Annotated in this window: 21 protein-coding genes; 6 read left to right on the forward strand and 15 right to left on the reverse strand. The window is 60.1% G+C overall.

Annotated elements, in window-relative coordinates; translation table 11 throughout:
• Window positions 1-179: 179 nt before the first annotated feature.
• Window positions 180-434, reverse strand: a complete 255-nt coding sequence (locus NML54_RS08315; RefSeq protein WP_254757424.1) for a hypothetical protein — start codon at window positions 432-434, stop codon at window positions 180-182.
• 394 nt (window positions 435-828) lie between these two features.
• The gene (locus tag NML54_RS08320) at window positions 829-2,400 is read right to left on the reverse strand and encodes a DHA2 family efflux MFS transporter permease subunit (protein ID WP_254757426.1); all 1,572 of its coding nucleotides are present in this window, start codon (window positions 2,398-2,400) and stop codon (window positions 829-831) included.
• A 264-nt stretch (window positions 2,401-2,664) separates the two neighbouring features.
• Between NML54_RS08320 and NML54_RS08325 the strand changes: the two genes are divergently transcribed.
• Complete coding sequence (locus NML54_RS08325; protein ID WP_254757428.1) at window positions 2,665-2,982, forward strand: acylphosphatase; 318 nt, start codon at window positions 2,665-2,667, stop codon at window positions 2,980-2,982.
• 133 nt (window positions 2,983-3,115) lie between these two features.
• On the opposite strand, the gene NML54_RS08330 is transcribed toward NML54_RS08325, so the two are convergent.
• The gene (locus NML54_RS08330; protein WP_254757430.1) at window positions 3,116-3,763 is read right to left on the reverse strand and encodes a GNAT family N-acetyltransferase; all 648 of its coding nucleotides are present in this window, start codon (window positions 3,761-3,763) and stop codon (window positions 3,116-3,118) included.
• A 223-nt stretch (window positions 3,764-3,986) separates the two neighbouring features.
• On the opposite strand from NML54_RS08330, the gene NML54_RS08335 reads away from it, so the two are divergent.
• Complete coding sequence (locus NML54_RS08335) at window positions 3,987-4,568, forward strand: peroxiredoxin (protein ID WP_254757432.1); 582 nt, start codon at window positions 3,987-3,989, stop codon at window positions 4,566-4,568.
• A gap of 3 nt (window positions 4,569-4,571) precedes the next feature.
• Complete coding sequence (ahpD, locus tag NML54_RS08340) at window positions 4,572-5,102, forward strand: alkylhydroperoxidase, AhpD family (protein ID WP_049327399.1); 531 nt, start codon at window positions 4,572-4,574, stop codon at window positions 5,100-5,102.
• A gap of 87 nt (window positions 5,103-5,189) precedes the next feature.
• Here ahpD and NML54_RS08345 read toward each other — a convergent pair whose 3' ends face one another.
• On the reverse strand, window positions 5,190-5,834 hold the full coding sequence (locus tag NML54_RS08345) for an L-alanine-DL-glutamate epimerase (protein WP_254757434.1): 645 nt from the start codon (window positions 5,832-5,834) through the stop codon (window positions 5,190-5,192).
• Window positions 5,835-5,931: 97 nt separating this feature from the next.
• Window positions 5,932-7,152 carry a multidrug effflux MFS transporter gene (locus NML54_RS08350; protein ID WP_254757436.1) on the reverse strand — a complete coding sequence of 407 codons (1,221 nt, stop codon included), beginning with the start codon at window positions 7,150-7,152 and terminating at the stop codon, window positions 5,932-5,934.
• Window positions 7,153-7,514: 362 nt separating this feature from the next.
• On the opposite strand from NML54_RS08350, the gene NML54_RS08355 reads away from it, so the two are divergent.
• Entirely contained in the window at window positions 7,515-8,306 is a 792-nt protein-coding gene (locus tag NML54_RS08355) for a trimeric intracellular cation channel family protein (RefSeq protein ID WP_254757438.1), read from the forward strand.
• Window positions 8,307-8,405: 99 nt separating this feature from the next.
• Here the strand turns inward: NML54_RS08355 and NML54_RS08360 are convergent, their stop codons facing one another.
• From NML54_RS08360 to NML54_RS08395, 8 genes are all read right to left on the reverse strand, one after another.
• Window positions 8,406-9,155, reverse strand: a complete 750-nt coding sequence (locus NML54_RS08360; protein WP_254757440.1) for an amino acid ABC transporter ATP-binding protein — start codon at window positions 9,153-9,155, stop codon at window positions 8,406-8,408.
• Window positions 9,148-9,822, reverse strand: a complete 675-nt coding sequence (locus NML54_RS08365; protein WP_049346553.1) for an amino acid ABC transporter permease — start codon at window positions 9,820-9,822, stop codon at window positions 9,148-9,150. Before NML54_RS08365 ends, NML54_RS08360 begins: the two co-directional genes overlap by 8 nt.
• 28 nt (window positions 9,823-9,850) lie before the next feature.
• Window positions 9,851-10,669, reverse strand: coding sequence for a transporter substrate-binding domain-containing protein (locus NML54_RS08370; protein WP_254757442.1), 819 nt, complete (start codon window positions 10,667-10,669; stop codon window positions 9,851-9,853).
• Window positions 10,670-10,940: 271 nt separating this feature from the next.
• Window positions 10,941-11,786 (reverse strand): transporter substrate-binding domain-containing protein, encoded by an 846-nt coding sequence (locus NML54_RS08375; RefSeq protein ID WP_049346548.1) that lies wholly within the window; start codon window positions 11,784-11,786, stop codon window positions 10,941-10,943.
• Window positions 11,787-11,884: 98 nt separating this feature from the next.
• Complete coding sequence (locus tag NML54_RS08380) at window positions 11,885-13,045, reverse strand: trans-sulfuration enzyme family protein (protein WP_254757444.1); 1,161 nt, start codon at window positions 13,043-13,045, stop codon at window positions 11,885-11,887.
• 309 nt (window positions 13,046-13,354) lie between these two features.
• A complete protein-coding gene (locus NML54_RS08385) occupies window positions 13,355-14,506 on the reverse strand; it encodes a trans-sulfuration enzyme family protein (RefSeq protein ID WP_070685184.1) in 1,152 nt (383 codons plus the stop codon).
• Window positions 14,507-15,003: 497 nt separating this feature from the next.
• Window positions 15,004-15,510 carry a CoA-binding protein gene (locus NML54_RS08390; RefSeq protein ID WP_254757446.1) on the reverse strand — a complete coding sequence of 169 codons (507 nt, stop codon included), beginning with the start codon at window positions 15,508-15,510 and terminating at the stop codon, window positions 15,004-15,006.
• Window positions 15,510-16,970, reverse strand: a complete 1,461-nt coding sequence (locus tag NML54_RS08395; protein ID WP_254757448.1) for an O-acetylhomoserine aminocarboxypropyltransferase/cysteine synthase family protein — start codon at window positions 16,968-16,970, stop codon at window positions 15,510-15,512. The genes NML54_RS08390 and NML54_RS08395 overlap by 1 nt, the downstream gene beginning before the upstream one ends.
• 373 nt (window positions 16,971-17,343) lie before the next feature.
• On the opposite strand from NML54_RS08395, the gene NML54_RS08400 reads away from it, so the two are divergent.
• Entirely contained in the window at window positions 17,344-18,945 is a 1,602-nt protein-coding gene (locus tag NML54_RS08400; protein WP_254757450.1) for an ATP-binding protein, read from the forward strand.
• Window positions 18,946-19,038: 93 nt separating this feature from the next.
• On the opposite strand, the gene NML54_RS08405 is transcribed toward NML54_RS08400, so the two are convergent.
• Together NML54_RS08405 and NML54_RS08410 are read right to left on the reverse strand one after the other, a co-directional pair.
• Window positions 19,039-19,959 (reverse strand): YwqG family protein, encoded by a 921-nt coding sequence (locus tag NML54_RS08405; protein ID WP_254757452.1) that lies wholly within the window; start codon window positions 19,957-19,959, stop codon window positions 19,039-19,041.
• Between the two features lie 49 nt (window positions 19,960-20,008).
• Window positions 20,009-20,908 (reverse strand): YwqG family protein, encoded by a 900-nt coding sequence (locus tag NML54_RS08410; RefSeq protein ID WP_254757454.1) that lies wholly within the window; start codon window positions 20,906-20,908, stop codon window positions 20,009-20,011.
• 460 nt (window positions 20,909-21,368) lie between these two features.
• Here NML54_RS08410 and NML54_RS08415 point away from each other — a divergent pair, with 460 nt between their 5' ends.
• A complete protein-coding gene (locus tag NML54_RS08415) occupies window positions 21,369-22,052 on the forward strand; it encodes an integrase (RefSeq protein ID WP_254757456.1) in 684 nt (227 codons plus the stop codon).
• Window positions 22,053-22,063: the final 11 nt, after the last annotated feature.

The following is a 22,063-nucleotide window of genomic DNA, read 5'->3' on the forward strand; positions in this document are numbered from 1 at the left end:
CCCGCCCCCCCCCCCGCCGCCCCGGGGGGGGCCCGCGCCCCAACCCCCCCCCCCCACCGCAAAACCCCCCCAAACCCCCCCAAAAAAACCCCCCCGGCCCCCCCCCCCGTTACGGCCGGCCGGGCCCCTTGCTGTGTTTAAGGCTCAGCGTATCGGTCATCACCGACAGCCGCTAGAGGCTAGTCCTTCGCGGGAACCAGACCCTCAGCACGCGCACGGTCGGCGGTCATCTCATTCTTTTCGTTCTCGCCGGAAAGCTCCGCCTCGGAAGAGTACGCACCCTGCTGAACTTCCTTGCCCTTAGCCTGCAACTTCAGGGTCTTCAAGTCGTTCGGTGCGGTCAGCACAGTCTTCTTGCCGTTGCCGTCAATATTGGGGTTGTATGCGTTAGCGGCAGGTGCGGCTACAGTACTGAACACCAGCAGAGCCGCCAAGGCGAGCGCAGTGCGTGCCGCACGAGTAGAAAACGAGTAGAAAAGGAGAAAGCCATCTGTATCTCTTCTTGTGTTCGTCGCATATATGCACGCGAAGACCCTCGTAATGATGCGAGTAGCCGTGAGTGGCGTTGAGTGAACCGTTGGGTCATCAGACGCAGCCGGTGCGTGAGAGTGAATTATGTATGCACTGTGGTGCGGCACCCCGAACAAGTATGGTGGCGCGGGATGCCGCTTAAAGAACAGCGGGCCACTGTTTTTCGTGAGGTTTTGACACCTCAGAGCAACAATGACCCGCTTCACCATACACAGCGCTTATATGCCTTATCCCGGTGTACACACCGTATTCGCGTTGACGTGGAGAACATTACGTAAAAGCGCTCTGATAAGCCTTCTACTTAGTGGTATCCACCTCAGCATTCTGTGCGGCACCCTTCGCCTCAGAAGTCTTCATGGAGGCGTAAAACAGACACACAACTGCGCCCACTGCCGCAGCAACCAGCGGAAGCATCATGGAATCCGCCATTGCCGCCGCGTAGGGTTCACGCAGCATCTGCGGAAGTACGCCGCCTCCAGCACTGCCGTGAGAGCTACTGCCCGCTGCAGCGACAGGACCCAACGCAGACAGGTGCGAGGTAATCGCAGACGCCATAATCGTGGTAATCGCAGCCGAACCGAGCACCGACGCCATCTGACGGGTCTCGTTGTACACGCCCGAACCGGCACCGGCACGCTGCGGCGGCAGGTTACGGGTCGCAGACACCGACAGAGGACCCCAAATGCAGGCGTTCGCCGCACCCAGAATAATCATCGGACCAACCATCAGCCACAAGTTGCCGTCCGCAACCATCGTCGGGCGCAGCAGAGCAAAACCAATCACGAACAGCACAAAGCCAATCACCGCAACCCACTTCGGGTCGTTACGGTTCAGACGCGCACCCACCACCGGCGCCAACACCCCTGACGACAAAGCCAGCGGCGCAGTCATCAGCGCAGCCTGGGTCGGGTTCAGGCCCTCCACCTGTTGCAGGTACAGGGTCAGCGGGAACGCCATACTGATAGCGACCACGCCCATAGCCGAAATAGCCACATTCGATACGGAGAAGTTACGGTCACTGAACAGGCTCAGCGGAACCAGCGGCTCACGCGAGTTAATGGCCTGCCAGCCAATGAACAGCGCCAGCACCATAATGCCGGCAATGATTAGACCCCACACACTCACCGCAATACCGGTGCCCATGAACGAGTCAGTGATGGTGCCCCAGTCGTAGGTGGCGCCTTCCTGAATACCAAAAACCAGCAGGAACAGACCGACCGCCGAAAGCACCACGCCCAACCAGTCGAAGCTGTGCTTCTTCTGCTCGAACACCGGCACATTACGCCACGCCAGGAACAAACCAACCAGGCCAATCGGAATGTTGATGAAGAAGATCCAGCCCCAGCTGAGGGTATCCACCAGCACGCCGCCCAGAATCGGGCCGACCAGCGAGGCAATACCCGCCGTCGCACCCCAAATACTCATGGCAACACCACGCGCATTCGGCGGGAACATCAGCGTAATCAGAGACATGGTCTGCGGGGTCATCAGCGACGCGCCCAGGCCCTGCACCACGCGGGCGGTAATCAGCGACTCAACATTCGGCGCCAGACCACACCACAGGGAGGCAAGCGTAAAAATACCCATACCAATCATGTACAGGTTTTTCTGACCGAAGCGGTCCCCCATACGACCGGTAATGAGCAGCGGCACCGCATACGCCAGCAGGTAGGCACTCGTCACCCACATACCCGCCGATAGGGACGCCTCCAAATCCTGCAGCATGTGCGGTAGGGCGATGGTGACGATATTGCCATCCACCAGGATCATGAAGAAGCCAACAACCAGGGACCAGAGAGCAGGCCAGGGCTTATAGGGTGTCTTCGCCGGGTTACCGACGAGAGGCACTTTTTTAGGGAGTGAACTCAATGGTCCTCCAGGGGATGGGTTGTATGCGGGTAGATATCTGTGTGTTCAGCGTTGCAACTGAGTGAATGCCCCTAATGTTACTCCTTTTCAGGGCGTGGCTTCGGTTGCTCTACCCTTATTCAGCTCTTCACGGCACGTGCATGCGGCAACCAGGCGGATGCACCTCGCACCCTCTAGACTGAAGCTATAGAAGCTAATCCGGGCGCCACCACCGGCGCTCACCCCCATCAGACCACCCCCAATGAGATGACCCCGGGAGGACCCATGGGTTTCTTTGATTTCTTCACAGACCGCACCCCGGCAGAACCCGCCGAAATCCGCCTCGTCGCTTTCGTCAGCGGCAAAGTACAGGGTGTGGGCTTCCGCTGGTGGTGCGCCGGAACCGCCAAACCCATGGGCCTGACCGGCTACGCCGAGAACCTCGACGACGGACGCGTGAAGGTAGTTGCGGAAGGTACCGCCGTCTCCTGCGCTCGCCTGGTCGATGTGCTGCGCGGTGACGACACCGCCGGGCGCGTGGATGAGGTTCTCGTCGAGTGGGAGGAGCCGAGCGGCTCGTTCCGCGGCTTCGGCATTCGGTAGTAGTCCCCCGTTCTTTATTTAGGGCGCACCGGGCGTCATCCTTGCTGTGAGGAGACGCCCGACGCGCCCTTTGCTATGCGCGGGTTAGTTTCTCGGTTCTCCACAGAACACTGCGCCAGTTTGCCCTAACGCCTTAGTTTGCCCAGAGCGCCGCAAATTGTGCGCGGGTCATATCGGCACGGCGCACCCGATGCTGCACCGGGTGGCCGTTCTCGTCGGGGCGGCCGGAGTTCGGGTCAATATCGTCGTAGATGCCGGTAAAACCCGCTTTAACCGCCACACGTTCGGATGCCTCGTTACCCGCCAGGGCGGTCCAGCGGACGGTCTCAAGACCCAGCCCGAGCGGGTCGAAAGCGTAGCCGAGGACGACTCGCAGCGCCTCACTCATGTAGCCCCTGCCGCGCGCCTTGGGGGCGGCGTAATAGCCCAGTTCGGCGCGAGTTCCGGGGCTTTCGGGGGTACCGTCAGGTAGGCGCAGCTCGATACTCCCCGCGAACACGCCAGATGCGTCAATCGCCCAGCGCTGGATTTGCCCGACGGCAATCTGGCGGGCGGTAGTGAGCAGGTAGTCCTCGGCGTCGGCGCGCGTGTAGTTCAGTGGAATGCGGGTGTAGCGGAGGGTTTCTTCGTCGCGGCAGGCTTCTACGATGTCGGGGATATCCGCCTCGCGCAGGTGGCGCAGGGTGAGGCGTTCGGTAATGAGTTCGGGTTGGTTGGGCTCTACGTATTCGCTGTGTTCTGAGAAGTTACTGTGTGAGAAGTTACTGTGTTCGGGGGTCATGATTCGAGCTTAACCCCTGGGGTTTGTGCCCCGGAAAAGCTTTTGTGAGCATCCCAGAATAATCAGTGATGCAAATCATAGTTAAACACTTCTGTTTTAATGCCTCATCACTTGATTATTATGAATTATTCATAATAAAATGGTTATCAATCCCACCCACTGGGCAGTAAGAACAAGCGCCGCGCAATAAATCCGCGCGACACGAAGCAGAAAGAAGAACACTATGGCAGTTCTGACCATCGGGGACCAGTTCCCCGCATACGAGCTCACCGGCGTTGTCCCCGGTAAGCTGGCTGACATCGAAGCAACCAAGCCCGAAGACTACTTCACCACCGTCTCCTCCGAGGGCCTGGACGAAGACACCTGGCGCGTCGTCTTCTTCTGGCCGAAGGACTTCACCTTCGTTTGCCCCACCGAGATTGCAGCATTCGGCAAGCTCGCTGACGAGTTCGAGGCACGCGACACCCAGGTGATCGGTGTTTCCGTTGACAACGAGTACACCCACTACGCATGGCGCCGTTCTCACGAAGAGCTCGTGGATCTGCCCATCGTCATGGCATCCGACCTCAAGCGCGAACTGACCGCAGCACTGGGCATCCTGAACAAGGACGGCGTTGCAGACCGCGCAACCTTCATCATCGACCCCAACAACACCATCCAGTCGGTCTCCATCACCGCTGACTCCGTCGGCCGTAACACCGACGAGGTGCTCCGCCAGCTGGACGCACTGCAGTCCGACGAGCTGTGCGCATGCAACTGGAAGAAGGGTGCAGAGACCATTGACGCATTCAAGGAGATGAAGTAATCCATGAGCATCGATAACCTGCGTTCGGCTCTGCCTTCCTACGCGAAGGACATGAACCTCAACCTGTCCTCCCTGCCCCGCATCACCTCCCTGTCCGAGCAGCAGCTCTGGGGCGCAATCCTCGCAACCGCAGCAGCAACCAAGGTTGACTCTGTTGTTGTTGAGATTGCTGCAGAGGCTAAGGAACACCTGAGCGACACCGCTTACGAGGCTGCTCTGGGTGCTGCATCCATCATGGGCATGAACAACATCTTCTACCGCACCCGTGGCTTCCTGAACGGTGCATACGATGACCAGCGCGCAAACCTGCGTATGCAGATTATCGGTAAGAACGGTGGCATTGAGAAGCTGGACTTCGAGATGTTCGCTCTGGCAGTATCCGCAGTCAACGGCTGCTCCCACTGCGTTGAGGCTCACGAGCACACCCTGCGTGAAGAGGGCGCAACCAAGGAGCAGGTCAACGACCTGATCCGTATTGCTGCAACCCTCGGTGGCGTGGCACAGGGCATTCAGCTGGCTGAGGCACTGGGCTAAACCCACTAAGCGTTAGAGCTTACACAGAAGCGGCGCGTCCACCCCTTTACGGGTCGGATGCGCCGCTTTGTTTTAGCTACTTTTGTTTCAGCTGGTCGCCGAGTCCGCTCGAAGGGCGGCATCCCAGCCGCTCGCCAGGCGGGTCGCCGCGGCCACCAGAGCCACCAGATCCCCGGCGTACACCGGGGTCGAGCGCACGCCCGCACACCAGTCAATCGTGCCCAAACCCAGCCAGGGCTTACCGGGGAAGAACTCGCGCCGCAGCGCCACACGGCGCTTACCCAGGGCGCGGCGACCCGGCACGTACCCGCCGCGGCTGATGCACAGCGCCTCGCGGCCCTCGGACTCCACCAGCGCCTCCAGGGCCCTCAGCGCAGGAACCCAGCTCGGCTCCCCCACGCTCGCCAGGTCGGCCAGTTCTGGATACTCGCTCTCGTGCTCCGCCACGCTCACACCCAGGATGTACTGGTAGCGCACCTGCCCGAGCTCCTGCGGCAGGCCGCGGTCGGCGGTCTGAATCGTACCGCACAGGTGCCGAACGACCGGCTCACCCTCGGCGTTCACACCGGCCAGGGGCTCGTCGTCCCGGTAGATTGCGGGGCCGTCCAGGTAAAGCCCCACCGCGCCGGTACCCGTGATATTGGGGCGCACCGACCAGCCGGGAAGCGCCTCCTCCAGGCGGGGCACCACGCCCCGCAGGATTTCGAAAACTTCGTCACGCGATACCGTCACGGCAGCTCCTTTCACCTTACGCAGATAACGATTTACGATGTGGCCCGGTCTATCAAACGACCGGGCCACATGACTCTAGTATTCGTCTAGACCCAGCTTAGCGAGCGCTCCGCTTACGGGAGGGTAGCCACGCCATGAGCGCCGACAGCGCCGCACCGGCAAACATCATGATCGCCATAGACTCCACCGCATTCAGGGGGCTCAACGCCAACAGCAGCGAAGAAATGATGCCGCTACCGTACTGGAAGGACCCCAGCAACGCCGCAGCCGTACCGGCGATAGCGGGCTCCACCGAGTTCAAAGCTGCCGCGTTCGTGCAGGCCGCCACCACACCATTCATGCCGAACACGAAGAACACCGTGACCACCACACCCCACAGGCCACCCACACCGGTCACGCCAGTGGTAGCAAGCGCCACACCCGCCGCAGTGGCGACCAGGGTGGCGACCTTGAGGATGCCGCGCAGGCTGTAGTTCTTTACCCACCGCTTGTTGAAAGCGGTCAGACTCATCACGCCAATCATGTTCATGCCGAACAGCAGACCGTAGTAGCGCGGATCCACGCCGAAGTGGGTGATGTACACGGTCGAAGAGTTCGTGATAAACGCGTAAATGGAAATGTAGTAGAAGCACACGCACAGCACGTAACGCATGAACGGGCCGTTTTTAAAGAGCACCGGGTAGTTCACAAACGCCGAAAGAATCGAGCCGCTATCGCGCTTCGCCGGAGGCAAGGACTCGGGCAAAAACAGAATCAGCCCGAAAATAATGAGTGCAACGGCAGCAATAGCCCAGAAAGTCCAACGCCAGCCGCCAGCCACCACCAGGAAACCACCCATGAGCGGCCCGAGAATCGGGGCGAGCGCCATAATCAGCATGAGCGTGGAGAGCACCTGCGCGGCGCGAGTTCCCTCGTAGAAGTCACGCACGATAGCGCGCGCCAGCATCGGGCCGGTGCAGGCACCAACCGCCTGCAGAATACGGGCGATGATGAGCTCGGGCATGGTGTCAGCAACAGCACACCATGCGGCGCCGAGGGCAAAAACAATCATGCCCGCAGAGAGTGGAATCTTACGGCCCACACGGTCGCTCACCGGGCCCAGAATCAGCTGTGCAGACGCGAAACCCAGCAGGAAGCTGGTAATCATGAGTTCTTCGCCGGAACCGAGTTCTGCGGTGATTTCGGGAACTCCCGGCAGGAAAATATCCGTTGCGAGGGCAGTACACGCCATGAGAGCGCTGAGCGTGATGTACAGCAGAAGGGTGCGCTTCGCCCCGCAGCTATCTGGATGGGCAGGGACAGAAGAAGATGAGGTCATAAACCCTAGATTCTATAAACTATATGATCGTGAATATTGCGTGTCGTACCTACCGCCCCTCCCGGATGAGCGCACCACACAATAGTGAGGTCGCGCCTCACAGCATTGGGGGTGGAGATTCACTTATTTTACGCCCATCTTTTAGCGCGCCCACAAGCTTCTCCGTTACGTCTCAGAGCTCATTATGAGCACCTTTCAACTAGGAGCAGAGGCGGCGGCGGGTCTACAATAAATCGGTGCCATTTCAGGTACGCGTGCAGGCAGACAGAGCCGGATGCGGTGATAACGTCGTCACCCGACCCCCGTGCGCGCGCCTTACCGGCACCCCACAGCACACGCATCACGTACGCAGGAGAACGCTCATGCACGAGCTCTTTGACCCAAACCAGGTATTCCGCATCGTCGACATTGCCGCCGTTGTCGCTAACGGCCTGCTCGGCGGTGCCGTGGCGCGCGCCTTCCGGTTCGACATTGTGGGCTTCCTGCTACTCGCGGTCGCCTGCGGCATGGGCGGCGGTATGATCCGTGACATCCTACTGAATTCCGGTCTGCCGGTGGCTCTCACCGACAGCGGCTACTGGGTTGGCGCTATCGGCTCCTCGATTCTGGCGTACAGCCTCGATTTGAGTGCCCGCTGGGCAACCCGCACCATGCTCATTATTGACTTCGTCGGTATGGGCGCGTGGGCAGCAACCGGCACCATTAAGTCCCTTAACTTGGGTCTGCACTGGCTGCCCGCTATCGCGCTGGGTGTCACCACCGCGGTCGGTGGCGGCGTTATCCGTGACATTATGGTCAACCGCATTCCGGCAATTTTTGGCGGTAACTCGCTGTACGCGACGGTCGCGTTTGTGGGTGCGACCGAGACGGCGATTGTGTCTGGTTTCTTCCACCGCCCGAACCTGGCGATGGGTCTGTCCATTCTGATGTGTTTGGTGCTGGGTGTGCTCTCACACGCGAAGAATTGGCAGTTGCCGACCACCCCGGCTGAGCTGCGTGTACCTCGCCCGCGTTTTCTCACTCTGTTCAGGCGTGAGGATTATACGGTGGCTAATGAGGGTTGGTCGCCCGGTGAGCCGCTCACTGAGCAGCTTGAGGTGATTAATGCTGAGCAGCTGGAGGAGTACCGCCGTTCTAAGAGGCTTTCAGAGTAAAAACAATATATGCTGAATATAGAATATGGGCTGGTTTCCGCACGTCAGATGATTATCTGACCGGCAGAAACCAGCCCATATTTACTATGTGCAGTACGACTAAATCGTGTACTCGGTGCTGTCATACACCGTCAAGAACTTACGGATACGCTCGTCGTCCGAAGCAAAGAAACCGGTCGGCTCACCGTTATAGCGCAGGGTGCCGTTCTCCAGGAACACGATACGGTCCGCAACCTTCTTCGCAAACGCCATATTGTGCGTCACGATGACCAGGGAGCGACCCTCCTTCGCCAGCTGCATGAGCACGCGGATAACCTCCGCCTCCAGCTCGGGATCCAGCGCACTCGTCGGCTCATCAAAGAGCAGGTAGGAGGGTTCCAGCGCCAAGGCGCGGGCAATCGCCACACGCTGCTGCTGACCACCCGAGAGAGCATCCGGGTAGGAATCTACCTTGTCGGCAAGACCCACCTTCGCCAGCAGCTCGCGGGCACGCTCCTGCGCCTGCTGAGCGCTCAGGGTGCCGTTGAGGGTCGGGGCGAGCGCCACGTTCTTCAACGCCGTGTAGTTCGGGAACAGGTTGAACTGCTGGAACACCATCGCCGAACGGGAACGAATATCGCGCACCTGCGCGTCGGTGAGCTTCTGGCTGTAATCCACCTGCGCGTCGTCAATGGTGAGCGTGCCGGACTGTGGGGTTTCCAGCAGGTTCAGGCAACGCAGCAGAGTAGACTTACCACTACCGGAGGGGCCCAGAATCACCGTGGTCTCACCGTCGGGGATGTCCAGGCTGATGTTCTTGAGCACCTGCGTCGTACCGAAGCTCTTCGACAGGGAATCAACGCTAAGCATTGTTGCTCCTCACGTAACGGTTGCTGTACTTCTCCAATGCCGACTGTGCGGCGGTCAGCAGAGTGAAAATCACCAGGTAAATGATGGCAACCTCGGAGTACATTGCCAGCGGCTCGAAAGTACGCGACGCAATCTGCTTACCGGTCTGGAACAGGTCAACCATCGAAATGACCGACACCAGCGAAGTGCCCTTGATCAGGTCGATAAAGTTGTTGCCCAGGTTCGGCAGAGCAATACGTACCGCCTGCGGAATGACCACGTGGCGCAGGGTCTGCATGCGGGTGAAGTTCAGGGTTGCCGCCGCCTCAAACTGACCGCGCGGAATAGCCGCCACCGCGGAACGGAACGTCTCCGCCACGTACGCGCCGGTGTGCAGGCTCATCGTGATGATCGCGGCACTCCACACGTCCAGGGCAATACCGACCTTCGGCAGGCCGTAGAAGACGATGAACAGCTGCACCAGCAGCGGGGTGCCGCGGAAGACCCAGATATACAGCCAGGCCAGCCAGTTCACCGGGGCGAAGCGGCTCGTGCGCGCGCCGGCAGAGATGATGCCCACCAGCAGCGCTAGCGCGAAGGAGATGAGCGATAGCGGAATGGTCACTGCCACCGTCGAGGTCAGCAGCTGCGGCAGTGATTCTGCCCAGAGGTTGAGGTAGCGTTCCATGCGCGGAACTCAGCTCCTTATGAGAGTGTTAGTTCTTCGGGGAGAGGTCTTCGCCCACGTACTTCTCGTAAATCGCCTTGATGTCACCGTTCTCTAGGTGCTTCTTCAGCGACTCGTCGATAGCGTTACGCAGGGCGTCCTGACCCTTAGGCAGCAGGATGGAGGAGTTGCTGCCGGTGCCCAGGTCACCGGAGAGCAGGCGCAGGTTAGCGTCCGGGTGCTCCTTCAAGTACTCGGCGAAGGACACGGAGTCGTTCGCGGTCATCTCTGCACGGCCCGAGAGGACCTGCTCGATAGCCTCATCGAAACCGGAAACAACCACGATCGAGGCGCCCTTCGCCTCCACCATCTTGCGGAAGTTCGAGGTCTCAGACTGCGCCGAGGAGTGACCGGAAATCTCGCTCACGTTCTGCAGGGAAGAATCCTTCTTCACGGCAACCTTCGGCTCGGAGTACAGGTAGGGTACGGAGAAGTCGTACTTCTGCTTGCGCTCATCGGTTGCAGAAACGTTGTTGATGACGATGTCGTAGCGGTTAGCGTCCACGCCGGCAATCAGGGAATCCCAGGGGGTTTCGGTGAACTCTGCGGTCACACCCAGGTCCTTAGCGACCAGGTCGATGATTTCCTTCTCGAAACCGACCAGGGTGCCGTTCGAATCGTGGAAGGAGAAGGGGCGGTAGGTGCCCTCCATGCCCACACGGATCTTACCGGCAGACTTGATGGCCTCCAGCTTGTTGGTGCTGGATGCGGTGCTGCTGCTGGACGAACCGCACGCTGCGAGCAGTGCAGCCAGGCCGGTGAATGCGGAGCCTGCGAGGACGGTGCGGCGGTTAATCATTGCGGACATAGTGTTCTTCTTTCGTGTGGTGATTGATGCTCTTGTAGTTGCGGGTTGTCACCCTGCGGTAACCCGGGGGCATCGTGCGGTGTGCCCCTTCTCTGCGGGTGCAACGCTGGCTATCCTACAGCTATTCCCCGTGGGAAAGAATTCAACGTAACATTCCGTCATATTCTCTCATCGGTGCAGGATAAGCCACGGAGACATCAACCACGACGCAATTTCAGAAGTCCTGGCGGGTGAGCCCTTTCCGGGCCCCTTCCGAGCCTTTCACGAAAGCTTAGGAGGCGGGGCTCAAATCTTCGCTCACATGCTTCTCGAAAATTGCTTTGAAGTCGCCGTTGCCCAGGTGCTTCTTGATGGAGGCGTCAATCGCATCCTTCAGCGCAGTCTGGTTCTTGGGCAGCAGAACGGCGACGTTGGTGCCGGGGCCGACCTCGCCCTCCAGCAGGCGCAGGTTGGCGTCCGGGTGCTCCTTGAAGTACTCGGCGAAGGACACGGAGTCGTTGGCGGTCAGCTCGGCGCGGCCGGTGAGCACCTGCTCGATAGCCTCGTCAAAGCCGGTGACTTCGATGATGGTGGCGCCGCGTTCCTCCACGAGCTTGCGGTAGTTGCTGGTGGCGCTCTGGGCGGCGCTATGGCCGGAGATTTCGGAGGCGTTCTTCAGGCTCGAGTCCTTCTTCACGCCCACGCGAGCACGGGAGTGCGCGTAGGGCACGGAGAAATCGTACTTCTTCTTACGTTCCTCGGTGGGTGCCACGTTATTGAGCACGATGTCGTAGCGGCCCGCGTCCACGCCGGCGATAAGCGAGTCCCAGGGGGTTTCGATGTACTCGGCGGTCACGCCCAGGTCCTTGGCGAGGGTCTCGGCGATGTCGTACTCGAAGCCGGCGAGCTTACCGGAGGCGTCGTGGTAGGTGTAGGGGCGGTAGGTACCCTCCACGCCGATGCGGATTTTGCCCGCGGACTTGATGGACTCCAGCAGGTTGGAGGAGCTCTGTGCGGAGCCTGCGCTGGAGCCGTTACCGCCGGAGCAGGCGGCGAGCAGGCCGGTGGTTCCGGCAAGGGCCGCGCCCAGTAGCAGGGAGCGTCGGTTCAGCACAGCGGAGGTGTTAAGAACGGTCATTCTTGGTTCCTTAATCTACGTTAATGTGTGGTGTATAAGTTGAAATCTGCGGTATGGACCGGCGACGTTCGCCAGCGGTATGGACCGGCGGCACGAACCTAGCCGGCGAAGGCGGCCTTCAGACCAATCTCCAGGGCCGCGATGAGGTCCTGAACATCCTCAATGCCGATTGCCAGGCGCACGAGGCGGTCATCCACGCCGAACTCGTCGCGGTGCTCCTGGGCGTAGGCGCTATGCGTGGTGTGCGCGGGCAGGCTCACGAGCGATTCGATGCCACCCAGGCTCACGGCGTTCACGAAGATGGGCAGGGAACGGGCGAAGGCCTGCGCGTCGCCGCCGTCCTTGAGCAGCAGCGAAAAGACGGAGCCGATGCCGCGGGCCTGGCGGGACTGCACCTCCGTCTGTTCCTCGGAGGAGCTGCCGGCGTAGAAAATCTTCTCGACCTCGGGGCGCTCAGAGAGGAACTCGATGAGCTCGCGGGCGTTCTGCTGCTGGCGTTCCAGGCGCAGAGCCAGGGTCTTCACGTCCTGCAGCAGGCGGTAGGAGTCAATCGGGGGCAGCAACGCGCCGCTGACGAGCTGACCGCGGTGCAGCAGAACGGCCAGGTCGGGGTCGTTCGTGGCCGCAACACCGGCGAGCAGGTCGGCGTGGCCGGCCAGGAACTTGGTAGCGGACTGCACGGTGATGTCCGCGCCGAGCTCCAGGGGACGCTGCAGGTAGGGGGTCATGAAGGTATTGTCCACGATCAGCAGGGCGCCGTGGCGGTGCACCAGCTCCGCAACCGCGGCAATGTCGGTGACCTGCAAGGTAGGGTTCGTGGGGGTCTCTAGGAAGACGACCTTCACGTCCGGGGTAAAGTCCTCATCGCTCAGGGTCGTGAAGTCGCTGATGAAGCGGGTCTTCACGGCGCGTTTAGTCAGCTCGGTGGTCGCGAAGCGGTAGGTGCCGCCGTAGGTCGGCATGCCCAGCAGCAGGGTGTCGCCCGCCTCCAGAACGCCGAGGGCCGCCGCGGTGGCCGCCATGCCGGAGGGGTACGCGTAGGCGTGCTCGGCCCCCTCGAGCGCGGCGAGGGTCGCCTGCAGGTTATCGCGGGTGGGGTTCGCGCCACGCTGGTACATGTAGGTGGTATCCTCACCTGCGGTACCGAAGGTGCTAGCCAGGTAGACCGGCGGCACGGACGCATCGTAGCGGGCATCGTGCACGGCGTGGATGGTGCGGGTCGTGAACCCGGTCGGTTCGAGCTGGTTCCGCTGGCTCATGGTGGTTCTCCTCCGTTCGGGCTACCCCGAACGCGGGCGTAGCTGGTATTCGTCGTGTATCCGGGATTTACCCTACCCGCATTTTTTATGCCGTTCTAACCCCGAGTCACGGGGGTTAATATGTTCACACAACGTCATATAAAAATGCAGTGAGGGTACACAAAATACCCGAATCAAAAACATTCTTTTAAATTGAAAGAAATACGTTAATCCGGGTATTTTGAGTAATTATTATGGGTGAAATTACACCGCGTATTTGGGGTACCTCGAATCACGCGATACGGTCGTGCGGTGCCTCATGTTCAGGTACTATGCCTGATGCGCCAGGGCTGCGGTCAGGCCACGCTCCAAATCCTCGATAATGTCCTCAATCTCCTCGATGCCGATGGCCAGGCGGATAAGATTGTCGCTCACGCCGTATTCATCGCGGTGCGCCTGCGTATAGGCTGCCTGCACCATGAGCGCGGGACGAACCACCAGCGATTCGATACCGCCCAGGCTCACCGCGTGGCTGAAAATCTTCAGGGCTTCGAGGAAGGCGGGCAGGTCTGCGCCGTCCACCAGCTCCATGGAGATGAGCGCGCCCAGGCCGTTCGCCTGGCGGGCGTGCACCTGCGCCTCATACTCGCTGTGCGAACCCGCGTAGAGCACGCGCTTCACGGCGGGGTGCGCCTCCAGGTAGTTGATGACCTCGATGGTGTTCTTCTGCTGCTGGGTCAGGCGCAGCTTGAGGGTCTTGACTTCCTGCAGCAGGCGGTAGGAGTCGGTGGGCGAAAGCATTGCGCCGGTAATCATCTGCAGGTGCCAGAGGCGCTCGGCGAGCGCGTCATCGTTGGTTGCGGCGACACCTCCGAGTAGGTCGGCGTGGCCGCCCAGGTACTTGGTGGCGGACTGCACGCTGATGTCTGCGCCCAGGTCGAGGGGCTTCTGCAGCAGCGGGGTCATGAAGGTGTTATCGACGACCACGATTGCGCCGTTGCGGTGCGCGATTTCGGCGATGGCGGCAATGTCGCTCACGCGCAGTAGCGGGTTGGAGGGGCTCTCCAGGAACACCATGGTCACGTTGTCGGTGAAGTCCTCGTCGGTGAGGGCCGTGAAGTCGCCGATGAAGCGGGTCTTGACGCCGCGGGCGGGCAGCTCGATGGTCGCGAAGCGGTAGGTGCCGCCGTAGGAGGGCATGCCCAGCAGCAGGGTCTCGCCTTCCTTGAGGATGCCGAGGGCGGCAGCGGTGGCGCCCATTCCGGAGGGGTAGGCGAAGGCGTGCTTGGCGCCTTCGAGGGTTGCGAGCGTGGTTTCGAGGGCCGCACGGGTGGGGTTGCCGCCGCGCTGGTAGTCGTAGGGGCCTTCGGTGCCGTCACAGGGCTGGGCGTAGGTGGTGGTCGTGTAGATCGGAGGCAGGATGGAGCCGTACGGGTTGTCGCGGTCCGTAGTGTGAATTGCCTTCGTGGTAAATCCGGTCATGCTGTCCTCGGCTAAGGTTGGGCATAAAATGCGGGAAAAAAATATATTGCTAGCTTAGGGCTCTTTTGGGGTGCTGACTAGTTTTTTCTTTTCTGTGACTGAGTGACTTTTTATGACTAAAAAACTGCGTTATATTTCGACATTTTAGACATATATTTCGTCATATTTCGCGCGTGAAAAGACCCAGCGGTCGGTACGCGTGTGTGCTGAGTACCGGCCGCCGGGCTCCACACTAGGATACCGGCTCAGCACCCCAGAGCATAGAGCTAAGGTTTACCTCAAAGCTGAATACTCCCCCACTAGGGGCGATACTGCGCCTTCAATCTCGCCCAAACACGCCAGATGCCCTGCCGGGCACTACACCGGGTATTACACCGGACATAGAAGGAGGGGCGCACCCGGGAATCACCCCGGGTACGCCCCCTTCCGCTCAAACGCTTGTAAGCGCCTGATTCTTTGTAATTACAAGCCGCAGCGGCTTATACAGCACAGGTTGCTTACTTCGACAGCACCTGACGCTTCGAAGAAATCACGCCCGTATTGAAACCAGCCAGGTGCAGGCCACCGTGGAAACGCGCGTGCTCAATCTTCACGCACTTATCCATCACCACGTTCAGGCCGGCAGCCTCACCAATCGCGGCAGCCTCCTCACTCCATGAGCCCAGCTGCATCCACACGGTCTTCGCGCCCAGATCCACAGCCTCCTGAACCACGCCCGGCAGGTCCTCATCACGGCGGAAAATCTCCACCAGATCCGGGACCTCCGGCAGATCCTGCAGCGACGGGTACACCGGCTGACCCAGCACAAGCTTGCCCTTCGCCGCCAGAATCGGGTTCACAAAATACAGCTTGTACGGCGACGCCGACTGCAGGTACGTTGCCACAAAGTACGAAGCACGCGAAATCTTATCGCTCATACCCACAATCGCAATCGTGCGGGTATTATGCAGAATGTTCAGACGCTCAGGGGCGGAAGGACCCACCCAGGTACGCTTCTCAGTCATTACTTCTCCTCCTGAGTGGTAGTAGGCAGGGAGCAGGATGCGCCAGCAGCAGCCTCAGCGGCGGCAGCATCCTCGGCGGCCTTAGCGGCGGCAACCGCCTCCTCAGCCTCCACAACCTTGTCTGCACTGGACTCGCCCACACGCTCACCGGCGTGGTTCAGTCCGGTCGCGTAGGTCAGCGCCTGGTCCAGATCCCAAATGATGTCTTCAATGTCTTCCAGACCCACCGAAATGCGGATCAGGTCCTCACCGACACCGCCAGCAGCCAGCTGCTCAGCGGTCAGCTGCTGGTGCGTGGTTGAACCCGGGTGCAGCACGAGAGTGCGGGAGTCACCAATGTTTGCCAGGTGGCTTGCCAGCTGCAATGCGCCAATAAACTCGCCACCGACCAGGCGGCCAGATGCCTTCTCGGTGCCCTTGACACCGAAGGAGAACACGGAACCGACACCCAGCGGCAGCAGCTTCTTCGCGCGCTCGTGGTGCGGGTGGTCGGGCAGGCCAGCGTAGTTCACGTAGGCGATACGCTGATCCTCAACCAGCCAGGCGACAACCTGCTTAGCGTTCGCCAGGTGCGCGTCCATGCGCTGCGGCAGGGTCTCAACACCCTGCAGCAGGTTGAACGCGGACTGCGGGCTCAGCGACGGACCGAAGTCACGCAGCTGCTCAGAACGCAGCTTGGTCAGGAAACCGAACTCACCGAAGTTACCCCACCAGGACACGCCGTTGTAGGAGGGAACCGGCTCGGTCATGGACGGGAAGTTGCCGTTACCCCAGTTGAAACGACCGGACTCGACGACGATACCGCCGAGGGTGGTGCCGTGACCGCCCAGGAACTTGGTGACCGAGTGAATGACGATATCCGCGCCGTGCTCGATGGGGCGGATCAGGTAGGGGGTGGACAGGGTTGCGTCCACGACCAGGGGGATACCCGCCTCGTGTGCGACCTCTGCGAGGCCTTCCAGGTCGGCAACCTCACCGGAGGGGTTCGCCACGATCTCAGTGTAGATTGCCTTGGTGTTCTCGGTCAGTGCCGCCTTGTAGTCGGCGGGGTCGGTGCCGGGCACGAAGGTGGTTTCAATGCCGAAGCGGCGCAGGGACACGTCCAGTTGGGTGACGGTGCCGCCGTACAGCTGGGAAGAAGCCACAATGTGGTCGCCCTGCTGGCACAGAGCCGCGAAGGTGATGAACTCGGCAGCCATGCCGGAGGCGGTCGCTACCGCACCGATGCCGCCTTCGAGGGAGGCGATGCGTTCCTCCAGTGCGGCGACGGTCGGGTTGGACAGGCGCGAGTAGATGTTGCCGTACTTCTGCAGGGAGAAGAGGTTCGCGGCGTCGTCAGCGTCTTTGAAGACGAAGGAGGAAGTCTGGTAGATCGGGACCGCGCGGGCACCGTGTTCAGCATCGGGGGTGCCGCCCGCGTGTAGTGCGCGGGTGCGGAAGCCGAAAGTGTGTTCAGCCATTGGTTTGCTCCTGGTGTATCTGCCCGCCTGTGTGCGGGGAGTCGATAGTGGCTCGACTTTATACTGTGCCACCGGCGGCGGGGCGCACCAAGTGCGGGTACCTATATGTCGTTTATTGCGGATTATGACGGGCTATTTTCGGTGAGGCGGGGCATCATATCAGCCGTCATAACAGAAGTTGTTATGACGGCTGATATGATGGGCGGTCAATGAGACCGATAGGAATGCCCGGTTTTAGGTTGCAATTCCGGGGTTTTTAAGATTCTAAGAGTAATGAAGACAGCGCATCATATCAACATCATCGCAGAAATTGTTATGATGCTGTTATGACGTTGCTATGACGTTCACCAAGAAGTAGCCATCGGGAGCATGCATGGAAACAAACACCGCCGAACTCATCGAAAACCTACGCCGTAGCCAGGCGGAAAACGGGCGAGTAGAAGTCAAAGCTGCAGCTGGCGGGTTCCCCAAGTCCGTTCTTGAAACCGTTAGTGCCCTCGCCAATGGAGACGGTGGCACCATTCTTCTTGGCCTCACCGACCCGGCAGAAGGTCTACAGCCAGTTGAAGGTTTCAACGCACAGGCAGTCCACGACGCATCCGTTGAGGCAATCCGTTCCAAGATCACACCTCGACCCCCGGTAGATATTCAGATTGAGGCGGCAGACGAGCAACACCGTATCGTGCGCATCGATGTACTCCCCGGCGACCCGACGCAGAAGCCTTACTACATCGAAGCACACGGCATGTATAACGGCTCCTACCAGCGTGTCGGCGAGGCCGATATTCGCCTCACCAAGTACGAGATTGATCGCCTCTTAGAGAGCCGCAGTCAGCCCCGCTACGACGAGGAGCTGGTCAGCGAGGCAAGGTTCAAGGACCTCTCCCCCACCCTTGTGAGTGCCTATGTCGCTCGCCTCCGGGAGGAGCAACCTCGCGTTTTTGCGGCGCTTTCTGACCGTGAGGTTCTTCTGCAGGCACGCATTCTACGCATCGATTCTGAGGGCCGAGAAGTGCCCACTCTTGGGGCGCTTCTCGCCATGGGATCCTACCCGCAGGCGTTCTTCCCGCAGCTGATGATGAGCGTTGTTGTTCTTCCCGGTGAAGAGCTTGGTGAGGTCACTGAGGACGGTCGACGTTTTCTGGACAATCACAGCTGTACCGGGCCTATCCCCTCCATGTTGGACGAAGCTATGGGCGTTTTGGTTCGCAATATGCGCAAAACGTCCACGATGGAGGGCCTCAACAGTAGCGGTATCGGGCGGGTTGAGCGCTACGAGTATCCGCTGGAGGCTATCCGCGAGCTCTTGGTCAACGCCCTCATGCACCGCGACTACTCACCGGGTGCGCGCGGCTCACAGGTACAGGTTGAGCTCTACACCAACCGCCTGGTGGTGCGTAGCCCGGGCGGTATCTACGGTGCTGTGACTATCCGAGATTTCGGTCAGCCCGGTGTTTCTTCAACCCGCAACAGCTACTTGGCAAGCATTCTGACTGATCTGCCCGACCCGGGTACGGGGCGTTTGATTGCAGAGAATAGGGCTTCCGGTATTCCCACGGTTCTGCGCGCGCTGAAGGAGGCGGGTCTGCCCGCTCCCCAGTTTGCTGACCGTCTACTCTATATGCAGGTCACTCTGATGCAGCCCCCGCAGGATGTGTCTTCTACGGAACAGAAGACCGCACCTGAGGATAAGACTCAGCAAGCAACCCATTCCACGGGCAAACATTCAGCCGATGCCGTCGAACCGGCGGGCGCCGATGCGTCGCTTGACGGCCTCAGCGAACGCCAGGCTGGTATTGTGCGCGGCCTGCGTTCACAGGGCGAGGCTGTTTCCACGGCGTATATCCAAGAGCATTGGGGTCGGGGCGCTTCACGTACCTCCATTACGAATGATCTGCGCCGTCTTGTGGAGGCGAAGCTGATTGTTCCTACGGCTCCGCCGCGTAGTAAGAACCGTAAGTATCGCGCTGCTTAGACGTGCCCGATAAAAGGTACACAAAAAGGGGAGGGAAATAGAGCGGTTATTCTCTATTTCTCTCCCCTTTCGACTAGTCAACCAAAACCACGTTTAGCCGCAGGCCCACTCAAAGACGACCTGCGAGAAGTCGCGGGCGGCAAGCGCCTCCGGAGTAATCAGCCAGTTCGCCGCACCGGCATCACCCCACATGATCTCAATCTCCTCATCTTCGTTCTCCTCGTTCTCCGATTCGGAAACAATGGTCAGCAGGTTCACCGTGTGGCCACGCAGCTCCTCGAACTCGTCACGCGGATCATTCTGCACGAAGAACGGGTATCCGCCCACGTGGGAGTACTCTTCCTCCGATTCGAAAGGCTCCGTCAACTCGTAGAGAGCTTCGCGGCGAGGCTGGTTCTTATACGGGTTCTCGTGCGCTTCGGGCAGCAACTCATCCGGGTAGGTTTCATCCCACTTCGCACCAAAAACATCGTAGTAGTCGTAGCCGGAGGCGGTCACACCCTGCTCACGCACCTCAAAGGTCATGCCGTACTCAATTTCGAGCGGGCCGCTCTCACAGTCGAAACCACCAATGGGCCAACCGCCTTCGTCCCAGTCCACGGTCGGGAACGGGGCATCCGGGTTCGGCTCACCCAACGTCTCGTAGTAGACGACGCGGTGATTCTTCTGCGAAAGAGGGTTCTCGTAGTCAAAGCCCCACAAGCACTCTTCATCGTTCGGGTTAATCCAGAACTGCAACATACCGGTCGCCGGGTAAATGTCATTCTCGGGCAGCTCAGCGCAGTTAATCTGCGCAATCATGCCCAGCGGCTCACCCTTCTCATTGGTCGGCGGCAACTCGCCAGCGGGCAGGTACGGTCGGCCACCAAACTTGGATGCGGTCTGCGGCAAGGGTTCGGCGGGAACGAAGGGCTTCAGGGCGATAGCCTTCTTACGGGCGCCCTCCTGGTTGAGCAGGTCAATAACGTGCTTCGCCTGCTTTTCGATGTCCTCGAACGGCTTGTTGTCAAACATTTTAGGGTCTCCTCATTGATGATGTGGCGGTGTGAAAGTAGTACGGTGTCTAGCCGCAGGCCCACTCAAAGACGACCTGCGAGAAGTCGCGGGCGGCAAGCGCCTCCGGAGTAATCAGCCAGTTCGCCGCACCGGCATCACCCCACATCACGTACACGCCCTCCTCGGCGTCTTCACCCCACTCCGATTCGATGGTCAGCAGGTTCACAGTGTGGCCGCGTAGCTCCTCGAACTCGTCACGCGGGTCCTCCTGCACGAACGAGGGGTAGCCGCCGATATGCGAGTAATCTCTCTCCTCCGATTCGAAGGGCTCCAGCAGGTTGTAGGAGGCGTCACCGCGTGCGTTCGGTTCCTCGGGCAGCTTCTGGTCCGGGTACATCTCGTCCCAGATATCAGCGAACTGGTCGTAGATTTCGTAGCCGCCATCCAGGAAGCCCTGCTCCCAGGGTTCGAAGGCGAGTGAGTACTCAACAACCTCCTCGGCAGTACCCTTGCCGTCACGGCCAAAGGGCCAACCATAGTCATCCCAGTTCACGGTCGGGAACGGGGCATCCGGGTTCGGTTCATCCAGCGTCTCGTAGTAGACGACGCGGTGGTTCTTCTGCGAGAGCGGGTTCTCATAGTCGTAACCCCACATGCATTCTTCATCGTTGGGGTTAATCCAGAACTGCAGCATGCCGGTGGTCGGGAAAAGGTCATTCTCGGGCAGCTCAGCGCAGTTAATCTGCGCAATCATGCCCAGCGGCTCACCCTTCTCATTGGTCGGCGCAGACTCCCCGGCGGGCAAGTACGGGCGGCCACCAAACTTGGATGCAGTCTGCGGCAGCGGGGCGTCGGGGAGGGTTACCTTCAGGCGGATTGCCTGCTTGCGGGCGCCACGCTCGTTGAGTGCGTCGATGACGCGGCGTGCCTGCGCCAGGGTCTCTTCGGAGGGCTTGTTCTTCGGCATTGCGTGCTCGTTTCGTCGGTGAATTAATCGGTGTGGAAGATTCGGTGTGTCAGGCGCGGGCAACGGTACCGCTGCGCCTTCTACCTCCATTAGACCCTATTTCGGGCGGGCGCGCCCAGATTCCGGTCACGAGTGCATTCGGCGGCGACAATTAGGTGCGAAAGCAGGTGCCAAGCGTGCAGAAAGCACCGATTCCGGTCACGTAGGAAGGCACCCGGTTTTCTGCGTTTCACGGGGTTTCACGGGTAGTTTCCACGGGCGGTTTCACTGGGTTTCACGGGTGGTTTCAGATTTTTTCAGAATTTTCCCAGTTTTACCCCGGGGTAGATTAAAAACTGCTTATCGTGTCAGGGGTCGCTCATAGAGTGTAGGTGTTGGAAGGGACGATCCTTCCGACCGGGCACACCGTCTCCTGCGGTGTTGCCGCTAGGTTGATTCAGCATCTACGGAAGGAACGGTCATGGACAACACCACTCACGAGAGCCAGTACGCAAACGCAGAGATTTCCTGCACCGCCGATGAGCAGCTGTGCCGTGATGCAGAGTTCAACCTGCTGATGCAGGCGGGCACCATCGTCCGTATGGAGCGTTTCAACGTGGAGGAGCTCCGCGGCGTTCTGGAGCAACTGGTGGCTGACGGTTCATGCTTCCGCACCGCGCCGGCCTCTTCGACGATGGGCCGCGTGATGCGTCACCTGACTCAGGGTGCTTCCGGTTACGAGGCGAACCTGGCTGAGCTGCGTGCGGCGGCACAGAACGCTCTGCTGTTCGTGTTCCCCCTGGAAAAGGACCTGGAGATGTGCCTGCGCTTTGAGCGTGTGCAGGGTACCGGCCTGGCGTTGACTCGCCTGGGTGTGAGCCCGATCAATGGTGACCTGTGGACTCAGCACTGGGCGATGCGCGCGTTGGAGTGCACCGGCGGCGTGTTCGCGGTGGAGTCCGCTCCGGGTGCCTGCAATTTTGAGCTGCGCCTCGAGATGTTCTACGCGATGCTGTCGCTGGTTGAGCTGTCGACTTTGGGTCTGTCGGCTGAGCCGGAGGACTTCTACATGTTTGCCGATTCGGAGGCTGTGTATAAGAAGTTCAAGCGTGAGCGTCGTGATTGCCGCCGAGCAATGCGTGCCCAGTACGACCGCGCCGCATAAGGTATATCGTG

The sequence above is a fragment of the Rothia gullae genome (assembly GCF_024294905.1).
Lineage (GTDB): Bacteria > Actinomycetota > Actinomycetes > Actinomycetales > Micrococcaceae > Rothia.